Raw genomic sequence first — 17,875 nt, 5'->3', positions numbered from 1 at the left:
TACTGCTCTCACTCCAGTGCTGCCACGACCTCGGCGGTGGTGCTGACCGTGGCGATGCGCGGGAAGATGTAGTCGAAGGCGAACTCGTGGGCGTGTGCGTCGAGTGCGGTGACCGCGTCCTCGGGCAGGATCACCTTGAAGCCGAACTCGTCGGCGAAGCGCGCAGTCTGCTCGACGCCGAAGTTCGTGGCGATCCCGGTGATGATCAGGGTGTCGATGGCGCGCTTACGCAGCGCCTCCTCCAGCCCGGTGTTGTGAAACGCGCCCCAGGTGTGCTTCACGATCTCCAGGTCGCCGATCACCCCTTCCGCCAGTTCGCTGCCCGGCGGCTGCTCCGCGATGCCCGGCCGCTCGACCCGCACGGCGACGACGAGTCCTCCCGCCTTTCGCACCGCCTCGGCCAGAGCGAGGCAGCGGGCGACCACGGCAGATCCGGCGTGTGGTGCGGTGGGCTGCTCGACGATGCGCGTCATCAGGTCGATGAGGAGCAACGCGGTACGGCGAGGATCCAGTGACTCCATGATCGGCATGGTAGTGATTCGTTCTCGGGCCGGTGGATCCGGACGGCGGCCGCCATCGCACCGGCTGCCGATCGTGATGTCGCCCACGCACGAGCACCGATGAGCCTCCCGGTACGGCGGATACCGGGGGGCTCGGCCGGTCAGTGGCGGTTGCCGGCTCCGTCTCTCAGGGCCTTCGCCAGTACCTGTTTCCGGTCCACGCCGTCACGCAGCAGGTCGCCGGGCTCTCCAGTGTCCTCGAAGCCGTAGCGTTCGTACAGAGCGATGGCCCGGCCGTTGTCCGGCATCACGGACAATCGCAACGTCCTGGCCGCCCGATCCATCACGGCCCACCGTTCGACCTCTCTGATCAACCGGCCTCCCACCCCCGCGCCCCGAACCATGGGACTCACCCAGAGGGAGATCAGCTCTACCTCGTCGGCCGTCTCCGCCGGAACGCCGCTGACCATTCCGACCGGACGGTCGTCGATCACGGCGATGACATTGTGGGAGCCGGGAATCGCGAGGCGGCCCCGCCAGCGTTCCTCGCGGTCGCCTTCTCCCTGCCACTCCGACAACGTCGAGCCGAACGCGTCCGGCGCCTCGGCAAGCGCGGCGAGCCGCACCTCGCGCCAGATCGGCCAGTCGTCTTCGTTCAGGACACGTAGTTCGATCACTATCAGACAGTGCCCTACAGGCGGCCGCGACGCCAACCGGCGTCAGCCGGCGCGGTCGAGGCGGGCGGCATCGTCGTACGCCTCGCGGGCGTCGAGCAGTTCGTCCCAGTGCTCCGCCACCCAGGCGTAGGCGACCGCCAGCGGTTCGAGCAGGCTGCGGCCGAGCGGGGTCAGTTCGTACTCGACATGCGGGGTGGCCTCGGCGTAGACGGTGCGCAGGACCAGACCGTCCCGTTCGAGGGACCGCAGCGACTGGGTGAGGACCTTGGGAGTGACGCGGTTCAGCGGCACGCGTAGCTCGGAGAACCGGCGCGGCCCGTGCTCCAGGCAGCAGAGGATGAGCGGCGCCCACTTGTCACCGAATCGGATCGGATTGAGCGAGGACGGACACAGCTCGTCGAACATGTCGGCGGGCAGGGGTTCCCTCATGGCCTCACGATAACCGGTATCCCGGCGGTAACCGCGGCTCCGGATAGCGTCCGGGCATCGGCCGGGCACACGGGCTCCGGCCCTCTGGTGAGAGGTGGTTCGCCATGAACATCGTGATCTTCGGAGCGGGTGGCCGGGCCGGGCGGCGGGCGGTCGCGGAGGCGCGCCGCCGCGGCCACCAGGTCACCGCGGTGGTACGCGACCCCGCAGGCCACGGCGACCTGGGCGACGTGCGGGTGGTGGCGGGCGACGTCACGGACCCGGTGAGCATCGAGCGCGCGGCCGCCGGGCATGACGCCGCCATCAGCGCCGCCGCGGACCTGTCCGTGTCACCGCACGACTTCTTCACCGCGTCGGCCCGCGCCCTGTCCACCGGCCTGGCGAAGGCGGGCGTACCCCGCCTGGTGGTGGTCGGTCTCGCATCGGTCCTGCCCGGGGCGTCCGGTGCTCCCCTGATGGACGAGCCCGGCTACCCCAACGAGTACCGCGCCTTCTCCCTCGGCCACGCCGCAGGCCTCGAGGAGCTTCGGAGCTGCGACCTGGACTGGGCGTACGTGGCGCCAGCGGGCGACTTCGACCATGACGGCACGCCCGCCGGCCGGTATCTGCTCGCCGATCACGGCGACATGACCAGCCGGATCACGTACGCGGACTTCGCGATCGCGCTGCTCGACGAGGTCGAGGCACCCCGCCACCACCGCGCCGCCGTCAGCATCAGGGAGGCGTGACGCCCGCGGCGCACGACCACCGGGGCGTCCGGCGGCGCGGGCGCATGTTTCGGTCTCCTACCTGCGGGTACTGCGGCGCGGACGTGCCCGTACCGCTCCACGGAGGAACTCGCCGAATGGATGCCAGCAAGCCTGCCAAGGCCGTCAAGGACGTCGTGGAGAACGCCGCCGAGAAGGTGGCCGACCTCCTGACGCCGGACGTTCCCGGCTCGCCGGGCAGCGCCCCGGCGACCGTCGAGGAGCCGACGACGCCACGCGACCCGCTGCCGCCGAAGAAGGAACAGGGCGCTCCCGCGACCGTCACGCCGACCGGAGCGGAGACCGGCGCGCCCGCCACGTCCAAGGGCCAGCAGGGCGCCCACCTCACCACCGCGCAGGGGGCGCGGCTGCGCGACACCGACCACTCGCTGAAGGCGGGCGAGCGCGGCCCGACCCTGCTGCAGGACCACCACCTGCGCGAGAAGATCACGCACTTTGACCACGAGCGCATCCCCGAGCGCGTCGTCCACGCCCGGGGCGCTGGCGCGCACGGCGTGTTCGAGGCGTACGGCACCGCCTCGGCGGTGACCAGGGCCGGCTTCCTCAAGAAGGGGAAGAAGACCGACGTCTTCGTGCGGTTCTCCACCGTCCTCGGGTCGCGCGGATCGGCCGACACGGTCCGCGACACCCGCGGCTTCGCCACGAAGTTCTACACCGACGAGGGCACCTTCGACCTCGTCGCCAACAACATCCCGGTGTTCTTCATCCAGGACGGCATCAAGTTCCCCGACGTCATCCACGCGGGCAAGCCGCACCCGGACAGGGAGATCCCCCAGGCGCAGAGCGCGCACGACACGTTCTGGGACTTCGTCTCCCTGCACACCGAGGCGCAGCACCACACCATGTGGAACATGTCCGACCGCGGGATCCCGCGTTCCTTCCGGATGATGGAGGGCTTCGGCGTCCACACCTTCCGGCTGGTCAACGAGGCCGGGGAGACGGTGCTGGTCAAGTTCCACTGGAAGCCCAAGCTCGGGGTGCACTCCCTGACCTGGGAAGAGGCGCAGATGCTCGGCGGGATGGACCCGGACTTCCACCGCCGCGACCTGTACGACGCGATCGAGGCCGGCGCCTACCCCGAGTGGGAACTCGGCATCCAGGTGTTCCTGGACACCCCCGACCAGACCTTCGAGGGCATCGACCTGCTCGACCCGACCAAGATCGTGCCCGAGGAGCTCGCGCCGGTGCAGCCCGTCGGGAGGATGACGCTCAACCGGACGCCCACGAACTTCTTCGCCGAGGTCGAGCAGGTCGCCTTCCACGTCGGCCACCTGCCGCCCGGCATCGACGTCACCAACGACCCGTTGCTGCAGACGCGGCTGTTCTCCTATCTCGACACGCAGATCACCCGGCTTGGCGGCCCGAACTTCGCGCAGATCCCGATCAACCGGCCGCACTGCCCGGTCAACGACATGTTCCGGGACGGCTTCCACCAGCACGCCGTGCACGCCGGGGTCGCGCCGTACCGGCCGAACTCCCTGGACGGCGGCAACCCGTTCGTCGCCGGCGACGCCGAGAACGCGTTCGTCGACACACCGGTCGAGGTCGCCAGGGCGAGGAAGGTCCGCGCGAACCCGGTGTCCTTCGACGACCACTTCAGCCAGGCCCGCCTGTTCTGGCTGAGCATGTCGCCCGTGGAGAAGGAGCACATCATCCGCGCCTACACCTTCGAGCTGGGCAAGTGCTACGAGCAGGCGATCAAGGAGCGTCAGCTCCAGTGCTTGGCGAACATCGACCCGGTCCTCTGCCGGGAGGTCGCCACCGGGCTGGGCCTTCCCGCGCCCGAGCCGGCCCTGCCGCTCGCCGACCCGGCGCCGAGCCCCGCGCTCTCGCAGGTGGGCAAGGAGTGGCCGTCCGACGGCCGCATCGTCCGCATCGTCGTGGACGACGGCGCCGACCTCGACGGCGTACGCGACCTGCGCAGGGCCGTGTTCGCCGCCGGCATGGTGCCGCTGCTGATCGCCCCGCACGGCGGCATGCTGGGTGACATGCCCGTGCAGCGGACCTTCGCCACCGCCCGGTCGATCGAGTTCGACGCCCTGCTGGTGGCGGCCGCGCCGGCGCCGGCCCCCCGACGCACTGCCCGCGCGCGACGCCAAGGCGGGCGCCGGCGACATCGCCGCGGTCGACCCGCGGGTGACGCTCATGATCGAGGAGTGCTGGCGGCACGCCAAGGCGATCGGCGCCTGGGGCGCGGGCGCGAAGCTGCTCGCACAGGCCGGAGTCTCCGGCACGCCGGGCGTGGTCTCCGGTGACTCCGCGACGGAGGTCTTCACCGCCGTGCAGCGGCTGATGGCCGCCCACCGCGTCTGGGAGCGGTTCCCCGCCTCGGTGGCCTGACGGACGCTCCACATCGGACGTCGGAAGGGCCTCCTCCCTCGATCCAGGACCGGGGGAGGAGGCCGCCGGGCCGCTACCCGGCGGTGATCAGCTCCGCGATCCGCGCCTGGTCGGAATCCGCGGCGAGGAAGGCGACGAGCTTCTGCTCGACGTCGTCGGCGGTGAGCAGGACGACGTGCCGCAGTTCGAGCTCGCCGAGGAGCGGATGTCGCAGTCTCTTGGTGCCCGAACTCAGCGGCGCGATGTCGTGCTGCGGCCACCACGCGCGTACCTCGGGGCTGGCGGCCTTGAGCCGCGCGGTCAACTCCTCGAAGCCGGGGTCGCCGGGGTGGCGCGCGGCAGCGGAGCGGAAGCGCGCGAGCTGCGCGGACGCCTCCTGCTCCCACTCGACGAAGACGGTTCGCGCGGCCGGGTCGGTGAACATCCACCAGAGCATGTTGCGGGCGTCGGGCGCCAGCAGGAGCCAGTCGGTCCACAGCGCCCGGGCGGCACGGTTGGCCGCGAGCACGTCCCAGCGTCGGCCCGTGACGTAGGCGGGACACGGGTCGAGCCGGTCGACGAGCGCCGCGACGGCGGGTGGAAGGCTCTCCCCTCCGGGCGCGACGACCGATGGCGCGGCAGGGTGGACGAGCTCGTACAGGTGCGCGCGCTCGGCGGCGCCGAGGCGCAGAGCGCCGGCCAGCGCGTCGAGAACTTGACGCGAGGGGCGTAAATCCCGGCCCTGCTCGAGGAACGCGAGGTAGGTCGGAGAGATCGCCGCGAGCGTGGCGACCTCCTCCCGCCGCAGGCCTGGTGTACGGCGCGGGCGCCCGGGGGAAGCCCCACGTCGGCGGGACGCAGGCGGTTTCTCCGGGAGCGCAGGAAATCGCCTAGTTCCCTCGGCCGTGCGGGCTCGACGTCATCGGTCATGATCCTGATACTGCCGTTACTAGCATGAACGTCCAGTGGTTACGACTATCGGGCGACGTTAGCGTCGTCTCGTGACTACACGATCTTCGCGTGCTCCGCACCGGATCCTCACCGAATCGGTTGAGACGACCGTCGCCGACGGGTCACGGATGGGCGCCTTCCTCGCCCGCCCGGCCGGCCCCGGGCCCTTTCCCGGCGTCGTGGTGGCGATGGAGCTCTTCGGCGTGAGCGCCCACGTCCGCGACGTCTGCGAGCGGCTCGCCTCGGAGGGATACGTCGCGATGGCGCCGGACCTCTACCACCGCGTCGCCCCCGGGATCGAACTCCCGCACGACGCGGCGGGCCGCGAGCGCGGCTTCGATCTTCTGCATCGGCTGACGCGGGACCAGGTGGTGCACGACGTGCGCGCTGCCATGGATCACCTGCGGGCGCGTGGCTGCGTGCGCGTCGGCATGGTCGGCCTGAGCCTTGGAGGCCACGTGGCCTACCTCGCGGCCACTCGCCTGGACCTCGCGGCGGTGGCCGTCGTCTACGGCGGATGGATCCCGGTCACCGACATCCCCCTCAGCCGTCCGGAACCGACGCTCGCGCTGACCCCCGGCATCACCGGGCGCGTACTGCTCCTCGTGGGCGCCGAGGACCACGTCGTTCCGCCGGACCATCGCCGGGTGATCGCGGACGCGCTGCGGGCCGCCGCCGTACGCCACGAGATCGTCGAATATCCCGGCGTCGGTCATGGGTTCCTCTGCGACCGCCGCGACACGTTCGACGCCGCGGCGGCCGACGACGCCTGGCGGCGCGTACGGGAGCTCCTGGCCGAAGAACTCGTCGAGCATGGTTCGGTGAGGGGCCGGTAACGCCCTCGCAATAAGAAACATCGCAGTAACACTCCCGAATACGCCATGAAACGGCCAACGGTGAGTCTCATGGTGCGCCCGTGGCGGAACCTGCCGACGGCCATCCTGAGGAGTGTGAGGCGATGACATGCCGGTGAAGATCGATGGCGGCGCCACCGCCTGGCTCCTGGCCTGCACCGCGCTCGTCCTGCTGATGACGCCGGGCCTGGCCTTCTTCTACGGAGGGATGGTCCGGGCCAAGAGCGTGCTCAACATGATCATGATGAGCTTCGTCTCGATCGCCCTGGTCACCCTCGTCTGGCTGGCCGCCGGATACAGCCTGGCGTTCGGCCCCGACATCGGCGGGCTGATCGGCGGCCTGGCCCACGTGGGGCTGCACGACATCACCACCCGATCGGTCACCGGGCAGGTGCCGACGCTGCTGTTCGCGACGTTCCAGCTCACCTTCGCCGTCATCACCGCGGCACTGATCAGCGGCGCCATCGCCGACCGGGCCCGCTTCTCGGCCTGGATGGTCTTCGTCCCGGTGTGGGCGCTCGTGGTCTACGCGCCCATCGCCCACTGGGTGTGGGGCCCCGGCGGCTGGATCCACGCCATGGGCACTCTCGACTACGCGGGCGGCCTGGTCGTGGAGATCACCTCGGGGGCCTCCGGCCTCGCCCTGGCGCTGGTGCTCGGGCCGCGGATCGGGTTCAAGGCCGAGGCCATGCGGCCGCACAACCTGCCCCTGGTGCTGCTCGGCGCCGGGCTGCTGTGGTTCGGCTGGTTCGGGTTCAACGCCGGCTCCGCGCTGGCCGCGGACGGCACCGCCGCCGCCGTCTTCCTCAACACCCTGGCCGCGGGATGCACCGGTCTGCTGGGCTGGCTGCTGGTGGAGCAGCGCCGCGACGGCCACCCCACCACGTTCGGGGTCGCCTCGGGCGTCGTGGCCGGGCTGGTCGCCATCACACCGTCGTGCGGCTCGGTCGACGTGCTGGGCGCCCTGGTGATCGGCCTGGCCGCGGGCATGATCTGCTCGCAGGCGGTCGGCTGGAAGTTCCGGCACGGCTACGACGACTCCCTCGACGTGGTGGGCGTGCATCTGGTCGGGGGCATCGTCGGCACCCTGCTCATCGGGCTGCTGGCCACCCGCGCGCTCACCGGCGCCGACGGTCCGCGAGGTCTGCTGTACGGCGGCGGCCTGGCCCAGCTCGGCAAGCAGGCGATCGCGGTCCCGGTGGTCGCGCTGTACGCCTTCGCGGTCACCTACGGGATCGGCAAACTGATCCACCGGCTGATGGGTTTCCGCGTGAGCGAGGAGGACGAGGTGACCGGTGTCGATCTGGCGCTGCACGCCGAGACCGCCTACGACCACGGCGTGCTCGACCACGCCGTCCGGCTGAGCGTGTCGACCGCGGTCCGGGACCGCACCCGTGACCACATCGGGGGCCAGACCCGGGACCGCGCCGGTGACCCCACCCGTGACCAGGGTCGATGACGTGCGGGGGATCGGCGCCCCGGCCATCGGTGGGTGAGCCGGTCCCTGCGCCGGACCGCGGCATCCCAGGGTGTCCGGCCGGGTGAGATCCGCCTCTTGCGCGAGCTCGCAAAAGGTGACTCTTGCAGTCAAACGTTTGATCGACAATCATGCTCCCATGACGCTCACTAGTCAAACGATTGACTACAAGGATGGTGCCTCATGGGCAAGGCGCTGACCACGATGGCGGTCGCGGTCGCCGTGACGGCGGCCGTCGCGGCCGGCCCTCCCGCCCTGGGCGCCGCGCCGGCGGCCTCGACCGCGGATCAGAAGACCACTTCAGCGTGGCGAGACGGGGCGTTCCAGGTGGACACCGCCGCCGTGGTGTCGCGCTCCGACCTGGTGCTCGAGGGCCCGGCCTGGCGCGACTACCAGAGCATGCCCCTGGGGAACGGCCATCTCGGTGCGGCGGTGTGGTCGCAGGACGGCTTCACCGCCCAGCTCAACCGCAACGACACGTTCCCGGACCTGAAGTCGGCCGGCCGGCTCGTCGTTCCCGGGCTCTTCGAACTCGCCGCCGCGCCCGACTATCGGGGGCGGCTGAACCTGGCCGACGCCGTGCTCGAGCAGAGCGGGAGGGGCATGACGGCGCGCACGTTCGTCCGCGCCGACCGCGACCAGCTCGTGCTGGAGGTCACCGGCGCCGAGCCCGGAAAGGAGCAGACCGCCGACCTCGACCTCTGGGACGGGCGCAACCCCGCCACCTATGCCGAGGGCGGGATCGGCGCGCTCGCGGAGACCTTCACCGATTCCGCATCCGGTGAGAAGACCGGAGCCGTGGCCGCCATCACCGCCGACGCTCGTGACGTGAGCGCGGCGGTGGTCGACGCGAACACGGTCCGGCTGACCTTCACGCCACGTGCCGACGGCAGTTATCGCATCGTCGTGGGGGTCCCCTCGTACACCGGCGGCGACGTCGGCGAGGCCGGCCGCCAGGCGGTGGAGGGCGCGACCCGGGACCGGGTCGACGCGGCACACCTGGACTGGTGGCACGGCTTCTGGAAGCAGACCGCGCCGATGAAGATCACATCCCCGGACGGCACCGGCGAGTACTTCGAGGCTCTTCGCGCCCAGCAGCTCTACACGACTGCGGCCACCCAGCGAGGCGACCTGCCGACGGGCCAGGCGGGCGCCGCCAACATGCTCTACCCCTGGCAGGACACGCCGGTCTCGCCCTCGACCTGGTTCCACTTCAACCTGCGCCAGCAGGTCAACGCCAACTACGGAGCGGGGACCGCCGGCTTCAACGCGCCCTACCTCAACCTCTACACCTCGCACCTGGCGCAGATGAAGGCGTGGACCGAGAGCCACTGGCCGGGCGCCGACGGCGTGTGCGTACCCGAGCTGCTGCGCTTCGACGGCACACCGGACGGGTGCGTCGGCGGGGCCGCGCCAACGTGGACGAACAGGATCCTCACCGGCGGCCTCGAAGTGGCGCACGACCTGTGGCGCCAGTATCGGTTCACGGGCGACGCCTCCGTCCTGGACCGGGGTTACCCCCTGATGAGCGAGGTCGCGAAGTTCTACCTCTCCCTGCTGAAGGAAGGTGACGACGGGCTCCTGCACCTCGAACACGCCAACTCGTTCGAGACCCAGTGGGACGCCACGGACCCCATGCCCGACCTCGCGGGCATGAAGGTCATGTTCCCGGTCATCGCCGGCCTCGCCGATACCCGCGGGGACTCTGGCCTGGCCGGCCGGCTGCGCGCGGCGGTGCGGAAGCTGCCCGAGCTGCCCACCACCACACGCGACGGCAAGAAGGTCTACGCCTGGTCCGCCACGAACGAGCCGGCGAAGAACACCCAGAACACCGACATGGAGCCGCTCAGCCCCTGGGGACTGGCCGGCCCCGACTCCACCGTCATGCAGGACACCTTCGCGGAGCGCGTCTTCCCGCTCACCCGGGAGTGGGACGAGTCGCCGGTCTGGGCCGCCGACCTCGGTCGCGCCGCCGACATGAAGCGGCTGCTCGTCCAGGGCACCGCGGACCTGCAGAAGTTCCCGAACGGCTTCTCCGGGCACGGCCGCAACGACGACCCCGCGTCGATCCACAACATGTACAGCTCGTGGAATGCGGTGGTGGCCAACGCCCTGCAGGACGCCCTCGTCCAGGCTGGCGACGGGACGGTGCGGATCGCGACCGCGCTGCCGGACGACTGGACCGTCGACGGGACGGTCGTGATCGCCGGGGGCCACCGGGTCAGCACCCAGGTGAGCCGGGGCACGCCGACCCTGGTCGGCATCCAGGCCGGATCGACGGACACGCTGAAGATCAAGAACCCCTGGCCGGGGACGCCGGTGCGGTTGGTCGAGGACGGCGGGTCCGGAGGCAGGCCGGTGGTGACTCCCACCCGTGACGCCGTCGTCTCGGCGCGCGTCGAGGCCGGGAAGTCGTACGTGCTGGAGCGGGTCGACCGGCCGCACGGCTCCTTCCGGTTCGAGCAGGTCCAGGGCCGCAAGGCGAGCGCGGTCAAGCGGCTGGGCGTCCAGACGCTCGGTGTCCCGCGGACCACACCGCAGATCCGCAGCGACGACGTGTCCGTCATCGCGCCAGAGAAGCTCCACCCGCTCGTGACGGCGAAGGAGGGCGTCGCGGCGTACGTCGACCGCAGCGACCAGATCACGTCGCTTCCCTCCGAGCTCGCCGGATCGACCCTGGTCAGGGGAGCCAACGGCGACGCGTCCCGGAACGCCCCGGCCGACTACCTGACGCTCGACCTGGCCAGGCCCGCGCCCGTGTACGTCGCCTTCGACGGGCGGGGCGAGGGCACCTGGTGGCCGTCCTGGCTGCGCGACCAGGGCTTCACGCGGACCGGCATGACGGTCGGCAAGCGCGAGTTCCTGCGCAGGGCCGAGATCGTCGACGGCGGCCGGCTGCGGGTCTCGGGCGGCGGAGCGACCCTCTCGCGTGCCGGGGCGGACTGGGGTGACCAGATCATCGAGGTGAAGGTCCGCCAGATCCAGGTGGGCGCGAGCGTGATGTTCCGTGCCCCGGACCGTAGCAACGGCTACGTGTGGAACATCGGGGGACCGCTCGGAAGCGCGGGCGGCCTCGGGCAACTGCGCATGAGCACGGTGGTCAACGGCCGCTCCACGCTCATCGGCTCGGTCGTCCCGATCGAGCCCGCGGCCGGGAACGAGTACACGCTGCGGATCGAGGCGATCGGCGACCGCCTGCGCACCTTCGTCGACGGCAAGCTGGTCGACGACCGGACCGACGGCACCTTCGCGCGCGGACGGGTCGGCTTCAACCTCGGCGGCAGCGACGTCGGCGAGTACGACAGCGTCAAGGTCAGCTCGCCCCAGGGCGCCGTGCTCTTCGACGACGACTTCTCGGGCGACCTGTCGAAGTGGGAGATCCCCGCCGACCGCCAGGACGTGCCGCTCGTCGTCTTCGAGAAGCGGATGCCGGCGGGTCGCGTGGTCCTCGGGCCCAATTCGGGCATCTCGGGCAGGGGCGACTCCAGTTACCTGACCTTCGTCGGCGAACCCGGCAAGTAGCCCGCCACTCGCGGCCGGCCGGTCTCCCGGCCGGCCGCACCTCACGCGTCCCGGCGCACAGCCGCCGCGATGGCGGAGGCCCGGGCATGGGCGGGAGGTCAGGCGTGGATCAGCCGATGCAGGGCCTGCTCGCGGGCGAGCACGGCGGCGCCCTCGACGGTGGCCGTCGCTCCCAGGCCGCTCCGGCGGATCTCGACGGGGATGGACAGGGTGCTCAGGGTCTCCTGGACGCCCTGCACGAGGAGCGGGTTGGAGCCCACCCCGCCACCGAGCACCACCAGGCCGGGATCGAGTAGCGCGACGACCGCGACGACCAGCCGCCCGACCTGCGTGGCGTGCTCGGTCACGGCGCGCTGCGCCGGCGGGCAGCCCTCGCCGGCGCGCCGGAACAGCTCCTCGGCGCTCGTGGGCGGCTCTCCCTCCGACGCCGGCCACGCGGCCGCCGTACGCAGCAGCAGATCCTCGGCGCCGAGGAAGCGTTCGAGGCCCTCGGGGACGGGCTCGCGGCCGGCGTCCCAGGGGAAGGGCAGGTGGGCGACCTCACCGGCCCAGCCGGACGCTCCCCGCAGCAGCCGCCCGCCGAGCACCAGCGCCGCTCCTATCCGCACGCCCGCCTGCACGTACGCGAACTGCGCGGCGTCCTGCGCCACACCGAGGTTCCCCTCGGCGACGGCCGCGCAGTTGACGTTGTTCTCCAGGAGCAGCGGGGCCTGGGGGAGGGACAGCGCCTTGAGCATGTCGTGCACCTCGGGCGACTGCGAGGCGGCGGCGGGATCTCTGTCGGTCACGACGGTCGGGAGCGCGATCACGATCTGCCGCAGCGGCCCGCTGTCGCCGAGCCGCGGCAGCGTCTCGCGCAGGAGCGCGCCCGCGGCGTCGGCGCTGGCCGTCAGGTCCGCCGTGCCGGACCGGGACGCCGGGGACGTGACGTCGCGGCTGACGCCCAGCAGCCGCTCGCCGCTCAGCGCGTGCGCGTGGATGCGTGTGCGGGTGACGCCGACGTCGACGCCCAGCACGTGACCGGCCCCCTCGCCGACGCGCCACAGCAGCGCCGACCGGCCGGTGTGCCCCTGGATGGAGCCGTCCTCCCGCACGAGCCCGAGCTCCTCGAGCTCGGACATCGCCGTGGAGACGGTGGGTTTGGACAGGCCGAGGGCCTGGCTGATCTGGGGCCGGGTGGCCCGGCCGCGCCGCGTGAGCTCCGCCAGCACCGCCCGTGCGCTCGTGCTCAGTGATGTCATCCGGATCCCCGCAGCTCCCGTCTCCACTTGATCCTTTCGTGCCTGCCCTTGACATATCCTAGCCCACTTCGTTAGGTAAATGACCTAACTAACTGGAGGCTGGTTATGCACTCGATCTCACGCCGGAGGCTCCTGAGCCTGCCGCTGGTCCTCGGCGCGGCCGCGGTCCTGCCCGGTTGCGCCGTGTCCGGACCTTCCCGCGGCAGCGGCGGCTCCTCGGGCCCCGTCACGCTGAACGCCCTGTTCATGAAGCAGGCCAGCTACAGCGAAGACGACATCCGCGGCATGCTCGCGGCGTTCCGGAAGGCCCACCCGGACATCACGGTCCAGCCGACCTTCGTCGCGTACGAGGCCCTGCACGACAAGATCGTCATCTCGGCGCCGGCCGGCACGTACGACGTCGTGCTGATCGACTGCATCTGGCCGGCGGAGCTGGCCAGCAAGAACATGCTGCTCGACGTCACCGACCGCTACCAGCAGGCCTGGCTGGACGACATCCTGCCCGGCACGCTCGGCTCCATCACGTACAAGGACCGCAAGTACGGGATGCCGTGGATCCCGGGCGGGAAGCTCTTCTTCTACAACACCCGCATGCTGAAGGACGCCGGGGTCGACGAGTCGGCCATGGCGACCTGGGACGGCGTGCTCGAGGCCGCCAGGACGCTGAAGGCCAAGAAGGTCGTCGAGCATCCGCTGGTCTGGAGCTGGGCGCACGCCGAGGCGATGATCTGCGACTACGCGCAGCTTCTCGGCGCGTTCGGCGGCCGCTTCCTCGACGACGCGGGCAAGGCGGCCTTCCACCAGGGGGGCGGGCTGCAGGCGCTGGAGTGGATGAAGCGCACGCTCGACGAGGGGCTCAGCGCGCCCTCCTCGACCAAGCTCCTGGAGGACGACGTCAAGAAGGTCGTGGTCCAGGGCGACGCGGCGATCGCGCTGAACTGGGACTACATGTACAGCGAGTCCAACGACCCGAAGCAGTCGAAGATCGTCGGAGAGCTGAAGCCCGCGGTCAGCCCCAAGGGGCCGGGCGGTCAGGGCCCGGCGGTCGACGGGTCGATGGGCCTGTCGGTCACCGCGACTTCCAAGCACCCCGACGCCGCGTGGCAGCTCGTCGCCTTCCTGTGCGGGAAGGAGAACCAGCTCCAGTACGTCGAGAGGTCGCTGCCGGTGTGGGACAGCGCCTACGAGGACCCGAAGCTCACGGGCGGGGCGCAGGCGCCGCTGGTGGCGGCCGACAAGGCCCAGTACGGCTCGCTGATCGAGCGCCCCCAGGTCGTGCAGTACAACGCGGTGAGCCAGGAGATCCAGGCCGGGCTGCAGTCCTGCCTGGTCGGCGGCACACCCGCGGCCCAGGCGCTGTCCGACGCCGCGGCCAAGGTCGACCACATCATCGGGGGCTGACCGTGTCCCTCACAGCGCGGCGCCCCACGGCCACGGCGCCGCCGGCGGCCGGGCCCGGACGGGGGAAGGTCGAACGCCAGTGGCCGCTCGCCCTGGCGCTGCTGGCCCCGGCGATGATCGTCGTGTTCGGCGTCGTCCTGTATCCCATGGGCCGCACGCTGGTGCTCAGCCTCGTCGACGCCACCTCGGCGCTGCAGACCGAGTTCACGTTCTCCGGGCTGTCGAACTACACGGCGCTGCTGTCCAACTCGGAGTTCTGGGCCACGGTGTGGCGCACCGCGGTGTTCACCGTCTTCTCCACGGCGGTGGAACTCGTGGTCGGCCTGCTGCTCGCGCAGTTCCTCAACCAGCGCATCCGCGGTCAGTGGTTCTTCCGCAGCCTGGTGGTCCTGGCCTGGGCGCTGCCCACCATCGTCAGCGCCAACATGTGGCGGTGGATCCTCCACCCCGAGTACGGCGCGCTCAACGGCCTCCTCATGCACCTCGGCCTGCTCGACTCCTACAAGGACTGGATCGGCGGCCCGACGCAGGCGCTGTTCGTGGTCGCGCTGGTCGACGCCTGGAAGACCACGCCCCTGGTGGCGATCCTGCTGCTCGCCTCGATGCAGACCATCGGCGACGACGTCTACGAGGCGGCGGCCATGGACGGCGCAGGGGCGGTGCGCCGGTTCCTGTCCATCACGATCCCGATGCTCAAACCGGCCATCGCGGTCGTCCTGGTGCTGCGCACCATCGAGGCGTTCAAGGTCTTCGACATCATCTACATCATGACCAGGGGCGGCCCCGACTCCGGGACCACCACGATCGCCTTCTACACCTACCTGCAGGCGTTCTCCAACCAGGAGTTCAGCCTCGGCTCCGCGGCCGCCTACCTCACCGTGCTGTTCATCTTCGTGCTGTCGCTGGTGTATCTGCGCATGCTCCGTACCGACTCGGGGGGAACGGCGTGAGACCCTCTCGCTTCTACCGCCCCGCGATGTACCTGTGCGGCGCGCTGCTGGCCGTCGTCGTCCTCGGGCCGTTCGCCCTGCTGCTGCTCGCCAGCGTGTCGCCGCAGGCCGGCCTGCTCGGCAAGCCGCCCGACCTGTGGCCGGACTCGCCCACGCTGGACCGCTACGCGGCGATCTTCACCCAGGCGGCGGGCGGGGTCGCCGGCGACTTCCGGGTGGCCCTGGTCAACTCGCTGGTCGTCGCCGGGTGCAGCGTCGCGGTGAGCCTGGTGACCGGCGTGCTCGGCGCCTACGCGTTCGCGCGGCTGCGGTTCCCCGGGCGCAGGCTGGTGCTGTTCGTCTTCATGTTGACGTACATGATGCCGCCGCTGGCCCTCGTGGTGCCCATGTACATGACCGGCGCCGCGCTCGGCCTGCTCGACACGCGGACCTCGCTCGTCGTGGTCTACTGCTCCTTCACCACGCCCTTCGTCCTGTGGCTGCTGTCCGGCTACTTCCGGGCCCTGCCGGCGGAACTCGAGGAGGCCGCCCGCATCGACGGGTGCGGCCGGGTCGGCGCGCTGATCCGGGTGGTGCTGCCGGTGGCGCGTCCGGGCCTGATCTCGGCCGGGCTCCTGGCGTTCCTCATGGCGTGGGACGAGTTCTTCTACGCGCTCATCTTCACCTCGTCCCCGGCGTCGAAGACGGTTCCCGTGGCGCTGGCCGAGTTCACCGGCCGCTACAGCCTCGACTTCGGCCTGATGGCCGCGGGCGGCCTGCTCGCCGCCGTGCCGCCGGTGCTCATCGCGCTCATCTTCCAGAAGCACATCACCCGCGGACTGGCCGCGGGTGCCGTCAAGTAACCCTCGCTTGTGAGAGAAGGTTCGATGTCCCACGACATCTCCATGTCCGACGCGCTCGACCGGCAGCCCGAGGCGCTGGCCTCCGCGGTGCGCACCCTGCGCGAGCAGCTCACCGGCTCCTGGCCCGCGCCGCGCCGCCCGCTGTTCGTGGCCATGGGCGCCAGCCACGCCGCGCTCGCGGCCTGCGTGCACCAACTGCGCGCGTACGGCATCTGGGCGAGCAGGGCCGGATACGGGGAGATCCCGGCGTCCGTCCCGGCCGCCGACGTCGACCTGGTGGCGGGGGTGTCCCAGTCGGGACGCAGCGCGGAGACGATCGACGCCCTCCGGGAGGTGGAGGCGGCGCGGCGGCTGGCCGTCGTCAACATCGCCGAGTCTCCGCTGGCCGAACTGGCGGGCACCGTGCTGAGCTGCGGGACGGTCCCCGATTCCAAGGTGTCCACCTCCGGTTTCACCGTCACGCTCGCCGCGCTCGGGATGCTGGCCGACACGTGGGCGCTCGGCGGGCCGGCCGACGTCTGGCGGTCGCTGGCGGACCACCTGGACGAGACCGCCGGGCGGGCCGAGGACACCGTGGACGCCCTCGTCGAGGACGTCGCGGGGAGCGTCGCCGCCGACGTCGTCGGAGCCGGGGCGTCGCTGACCGCCGCCGAGGAGGGCGCGCTGATGCTGCGCGAGGCCTGCCGGCTTCCCGCCACCGCGTACGAGACCCGGCAGTATCTCCACGGGCCGATGGAGTCGGCCGGCCGCACCGCGCACATCGTCGTCGGGGACGAGCGCGAGGCGGCGCTGGCCCTGCAACTGGCCGAGGCCGGCCACCGGGTTCTCTACGTGGGCCCGTGCGCGGCGCAGGTCCCGCACGTGGAGATCCCGCGCCTCGCCCCGGTGGCCCGCGCGATCGTCGAGAACGCCGTGCTCCAGCGGCTCGTCGTCAAGGTGGCCGCCGCGCGGAACGTTCCGGTGGGCGAGTTCCTGTTCTCGATGGACGACACGAAGGTGGACACCCTCGCCGCGGAGACCGCATGAGCCGCATCGCCGTCGGCGTCGACGTGGGCGGGACGAAGACCCACTGGCGTGCGGCCGGGGAGGAGGGCCACGTCGCGGACCGCATCGTGCCCAGCGACCTGGGCTCGGACATGGACGACCTGGCCGAATGGCTGGTGTCGGACCTGCGCGAGTGGGGAGTGCCGTTCGACGCCCTGGGCGTGGGCGCGCACGGATGCGACAGCGCGTCCCTGTGCCGGAGGTTGCGCGACCTGCTGAGCGCGCGGCTCGCGGTCCCGGTGCGGGTGGTCAACGACGCCCACCTCCTGCCGTACGCGGCCGGCGTCCCGGGGGCGATCGGCGTGATCGCCGGCACGGGATCGGTCGCCGCGGGCACGGGTCCCGACGGCGAGCCGCTTCTCGCCGGGGGCTGGGGATGGGCGCTCGGCGACGAGGGATCGGCCGCCGGGCTCGTCCGCGAGGCCGTGCGCGCCACCTGCCTGCGGCACGACGCCGGCCTCCCGCCGGACGAGCTGGCGCGGGGCCTGCTCGCGGCCTTCCACACCGACGAGGTGCCGGGGCTGTCGCACGCGCTGACCCGCTCGCCCAGTGCGGAGGAGTGGGGCCGTCACGCTCCCGTCGTCTTCCGGGCGGCGCAGGAGGGGTCGGGCGTCGCGCTGCAGGTCATCGAGGAGGGGGGACGGGCGCTGGCGAAGCTGGTCGAGACGCTGGTCTCCCGTGGGGCGTCCGCCACGGCGGTGGTCGCGGCGGGTGGGGTGCTCACCACGCAACCCCGGCTGTTCACCGCCCTGGCCGACGCGCTGGGCAAGAGCCACCCGGATCTCCCCCTCATGCTGCTCGATGCCGACCCGGTGGACGGCGCGGTGCGGCTGGCTCGGGAACTCCTCGCCACCCCACGGGCCTGACCGGCCCCCGGCCCGAGGGACGGGAGGGCCGCTTC

Annotated in this window: 15 protein-coding genes and 2 pseudogenes; 11 read left to right on the top strand and 6 right to left on the bottom strand. The window is 71.5% G+C overall.

From position 1 onward, the window contains the following. Positions 1 to 8 precede the first annotated feature (8 nt). From B1L11_RS13945 to B1L11_RS13935, 3 genes are all read right to left on the bottom strand, one after another. Entirely contained in the window at positions 9 to 521 is a 513-nt protein-coding gene (locus B1L11_RS13945) for an isochorismatase family protein (protein ID WP_079314892.1), read from the bottom strand. A gap of 140 nt (positions 522 to 661) precedes the next feature. Further along, entirely contained in the window at positions 662 to 1,177 is a 516-nt protein-coding gene (locus tag B1L11_RS13940; protein ID WP_079314863.1) for a GNAT family N-acetyltransferase, read from the bottom strand. A 42-nt stretch (positions 1,178 to 1,219) separates the two neighbouring features. Further along, entirely contained in the window at positions 1,220 to 1,606 is a 387-nt protein-coding gene (locus tag B1L11_RS13935; RefSeq protein ID WP_079314862.1) for a helix-turn-helix domain-containing protein, read from the bottom strand. A 104-nt stretch (positions 1,607 to 1,710) separates the two neighbouring features. Here B1L11_RS13935 and B1L11_RS13930 point away from each other — a divergent pair, with 104 nt between their 5' ends. The 3 genes and pseudogenes from B1L11_RS13930 to B1L11_RS53965 all read left to right on the top strand — a co-directional run. Further along, positions 1,711 to 2,334: an NAD(P)-dependent oxidoreductase gene (locus tag B1L11_RS13930; RefSeq protein ID WP_079314861.1), complete on the top strand. Its 624-nt coding sequence runs from the start codon at positions 1,711 to 1,713 to the stop codon at positions 2,332 to 2,334. A gap of 116 nt (positions 2,335 to 2,450) precedes the next feature. Continuing rightward, complete coding sequence (locus tag B1L11_RS13925) at positions 2,451 to 4,628, top strand: catalase (RefSeq protein ID WP_372974672.1); 2,178 nt, start codon at positions 2,451 to 2,453, stop codon at positions 4,626 to 4,628. Then, positions 4,549 to 4,713, top strand: a pseudogene (locus B1L11_RS53965) (hypothetical protein); the annotation flags it as partial. The gene B1L11_RS13925 and the pseudogene B1L11_RS53965, both read left to right, overlap by 80 nt. Before the next feature lie 73 nt (positions 4,714 to 4,786). Here the strand turns inward: B1L11_RS53965 and B1L11_RS48240 are convergent. Together B1L11_RS48240 and B1L11_RS54785 are read right to left on the bottom strand one after the other, a co-directional pair. Continuing rightward, the gene (locus tag B1L11_RS48240) at positions 4,787 to 5,353 is read right to left on the bottom strand and encodes a hypothetical protein (protein ID WP_256862524.1); all 567 of its coding nucleotides are present in this window, start codon (positions 5,351 to 5,353) and stop codon (positions 4,787 to 4,789) included. 9 nt (positions 5,354 to 5,362) lie between these two features. Further along, positions 5,363 to 5,503: pseudogene (locus tag B1L11_RS54785) on the bottom strand (helix-turn-helix domain-containing protein); the annotation flags it as partial. 190 nt (positions 5,504 to 5,693) lie between these two features. Here B1L11_RS54785 and B1L11_RS13915 point away from each other — a divergent pair. The 3 genes from B1L11_RS13915 (at position 5,694) to B1L11_RS13905 (ending at position 11,496) form a co-directional block, all read left to right on the top strand. After that, positions 5,694 to 6,479 carry a dienelactone hydrolase family protein gene (locus tag B1L11_RS13915; protein WP_218671097.1) on the top strand — a complete coding sequence of 262 codons (786 nt, stop codon included), beginning with the start codon at positions 5,694 to 5,696 and terminating at the stop codon, positions 6,477 to 6,479. A 127-nt stretch (positions 6,480 to 6,606) separates the two neighbouring features. Continuing rightward, the gene (locus B1L11_RS13910; RefSeq protein WP_079314859.1) at positions 6,607 to 7,956 is read left to right on the top strand and encodes an ammonium transporter; all 1,350 of its coding nucleotides are present in this window, start codon (positions 6,607 to 6,609) and stop codon (positions 7,954 to 7,956) included. A gap of 201 nt (positions 7,957 to 8,157) precedes the next feature. Next, positions 8,158 to 11,496: a hypothetical protein gene (locus tag B1L11_RS13905; protein ID WP_079314858.1), complete on the top strand. Its 3,339-nt coding sequence runs from the start codon at positions 8,158 to 8,160 to the stop codon at positions 11,494 to 11,496. A 98-nt stretch (positions 11,497 to 11,594) separates the two neighbouring features. Here B1L11_RS13905 and B1L11_RS13900 read toward each other — a convergent pair whose 3' ends face one another. Then, a complete protein-coding gene (locus B1L11_RS13900; RefSeq protein WP_079314857.1) occupies positions 11,595 to 12,737 on the bottom strand; it encodes an ROK family transcriptional regulator in 1,143 nt (380 codons plus the stop codon). A gap of 105 nt (positions 12,738 to 12,842) precedes the next feature. Between B1L11_RS13900 and B1L11_RS13895 the strand changes: the two genes are divergently transcribed. From B1L11_RS13895 to B1L11_RS13875, 5 genes are read left to right on the top strand one after another with little or no spacing between them, the layout of a single operon-like run. Further along, positions 12,843 to 14,138 carry a sugar ABC transporter substrate-binding protein gene (locus tag B1L11_RS13895; protein ID WP_143737246.1) on the top strand — a complete coding sequence of 432 codons (1,296 nt, stop codon included), beginning with the start codon at positions 12,843 to 12,845 and terminating at the stop codon, positions 14,136 to 14,138. Positions 14,139 to 14,140: 2 nt separating this feature from the next. Beyond that, positions 14,141 to 15,088, top strand: coding sequence for a carbohydrate ABC transporter permease (locus B1L11_RS13890; RefSeq protein ID WP_218671096.1), 948 nt, complete (start codon positions 14,141 to 14,143; stop codon positions 15,086 to 15,088). Next, positions 15,085 to 15,930 carry a carbohydrate ABC transporter permease gene (locus B1L11_RS13885; RefSeq protein ID WP_204049487.1) on the top strand — a complete coding sequence of 282 codons (846 nt, stop codon included), beginning with the start codon at positions 15,085 to 15,087 and terminating at the stop codon, positions 15,928 to 15,930. Before B1L11_RS13890 ends, B1L11_RS13885 begins: the two co-directional genes overlap by 4 nt. Positions 15,931 to 15,954: 24 nt before the next feature. Next, a complete protein-coding gene (locus B1L11_RS13880; protein WP_079314854.1) occupies positions 15,955 to 16,956 on the top strand; it encodes an SIS domain-containing protein in 1,002 nt (333 codons plus the stop codon). Continuing rightward, positions 16,953 to 17,840, top strand: coding sequence for an N-acetylglucosamine kinase (locus tag B1L11_RS13875; RefSeq protein WP_079314853.1), 888 nt, complete (start codon positions 16,953 to 16,955; stop codon positions 17,838 to 17,840). Before B1L11_RS13880 ends, B1L11_RS13875 begins: the two co-directional genes overlap by 4 nt. The last annotated feature ends 35 nt before the right edge of the window (positions 17,841 to 17,875 follow it).

The organism is Microbispora sp. GKU 823, assembly GCF_002027145.1.
In the GTDB taxonomy this organism is placed as follows: Bacteria; Actinomycetota; Actinomycetes; order Streptosporangiales; family Streptosporangiaceae; genus Microbispora; species Microbispora siamensis.
This window is presented reverse-complemented; position numbering and strand designations above follow the sequence as displayed.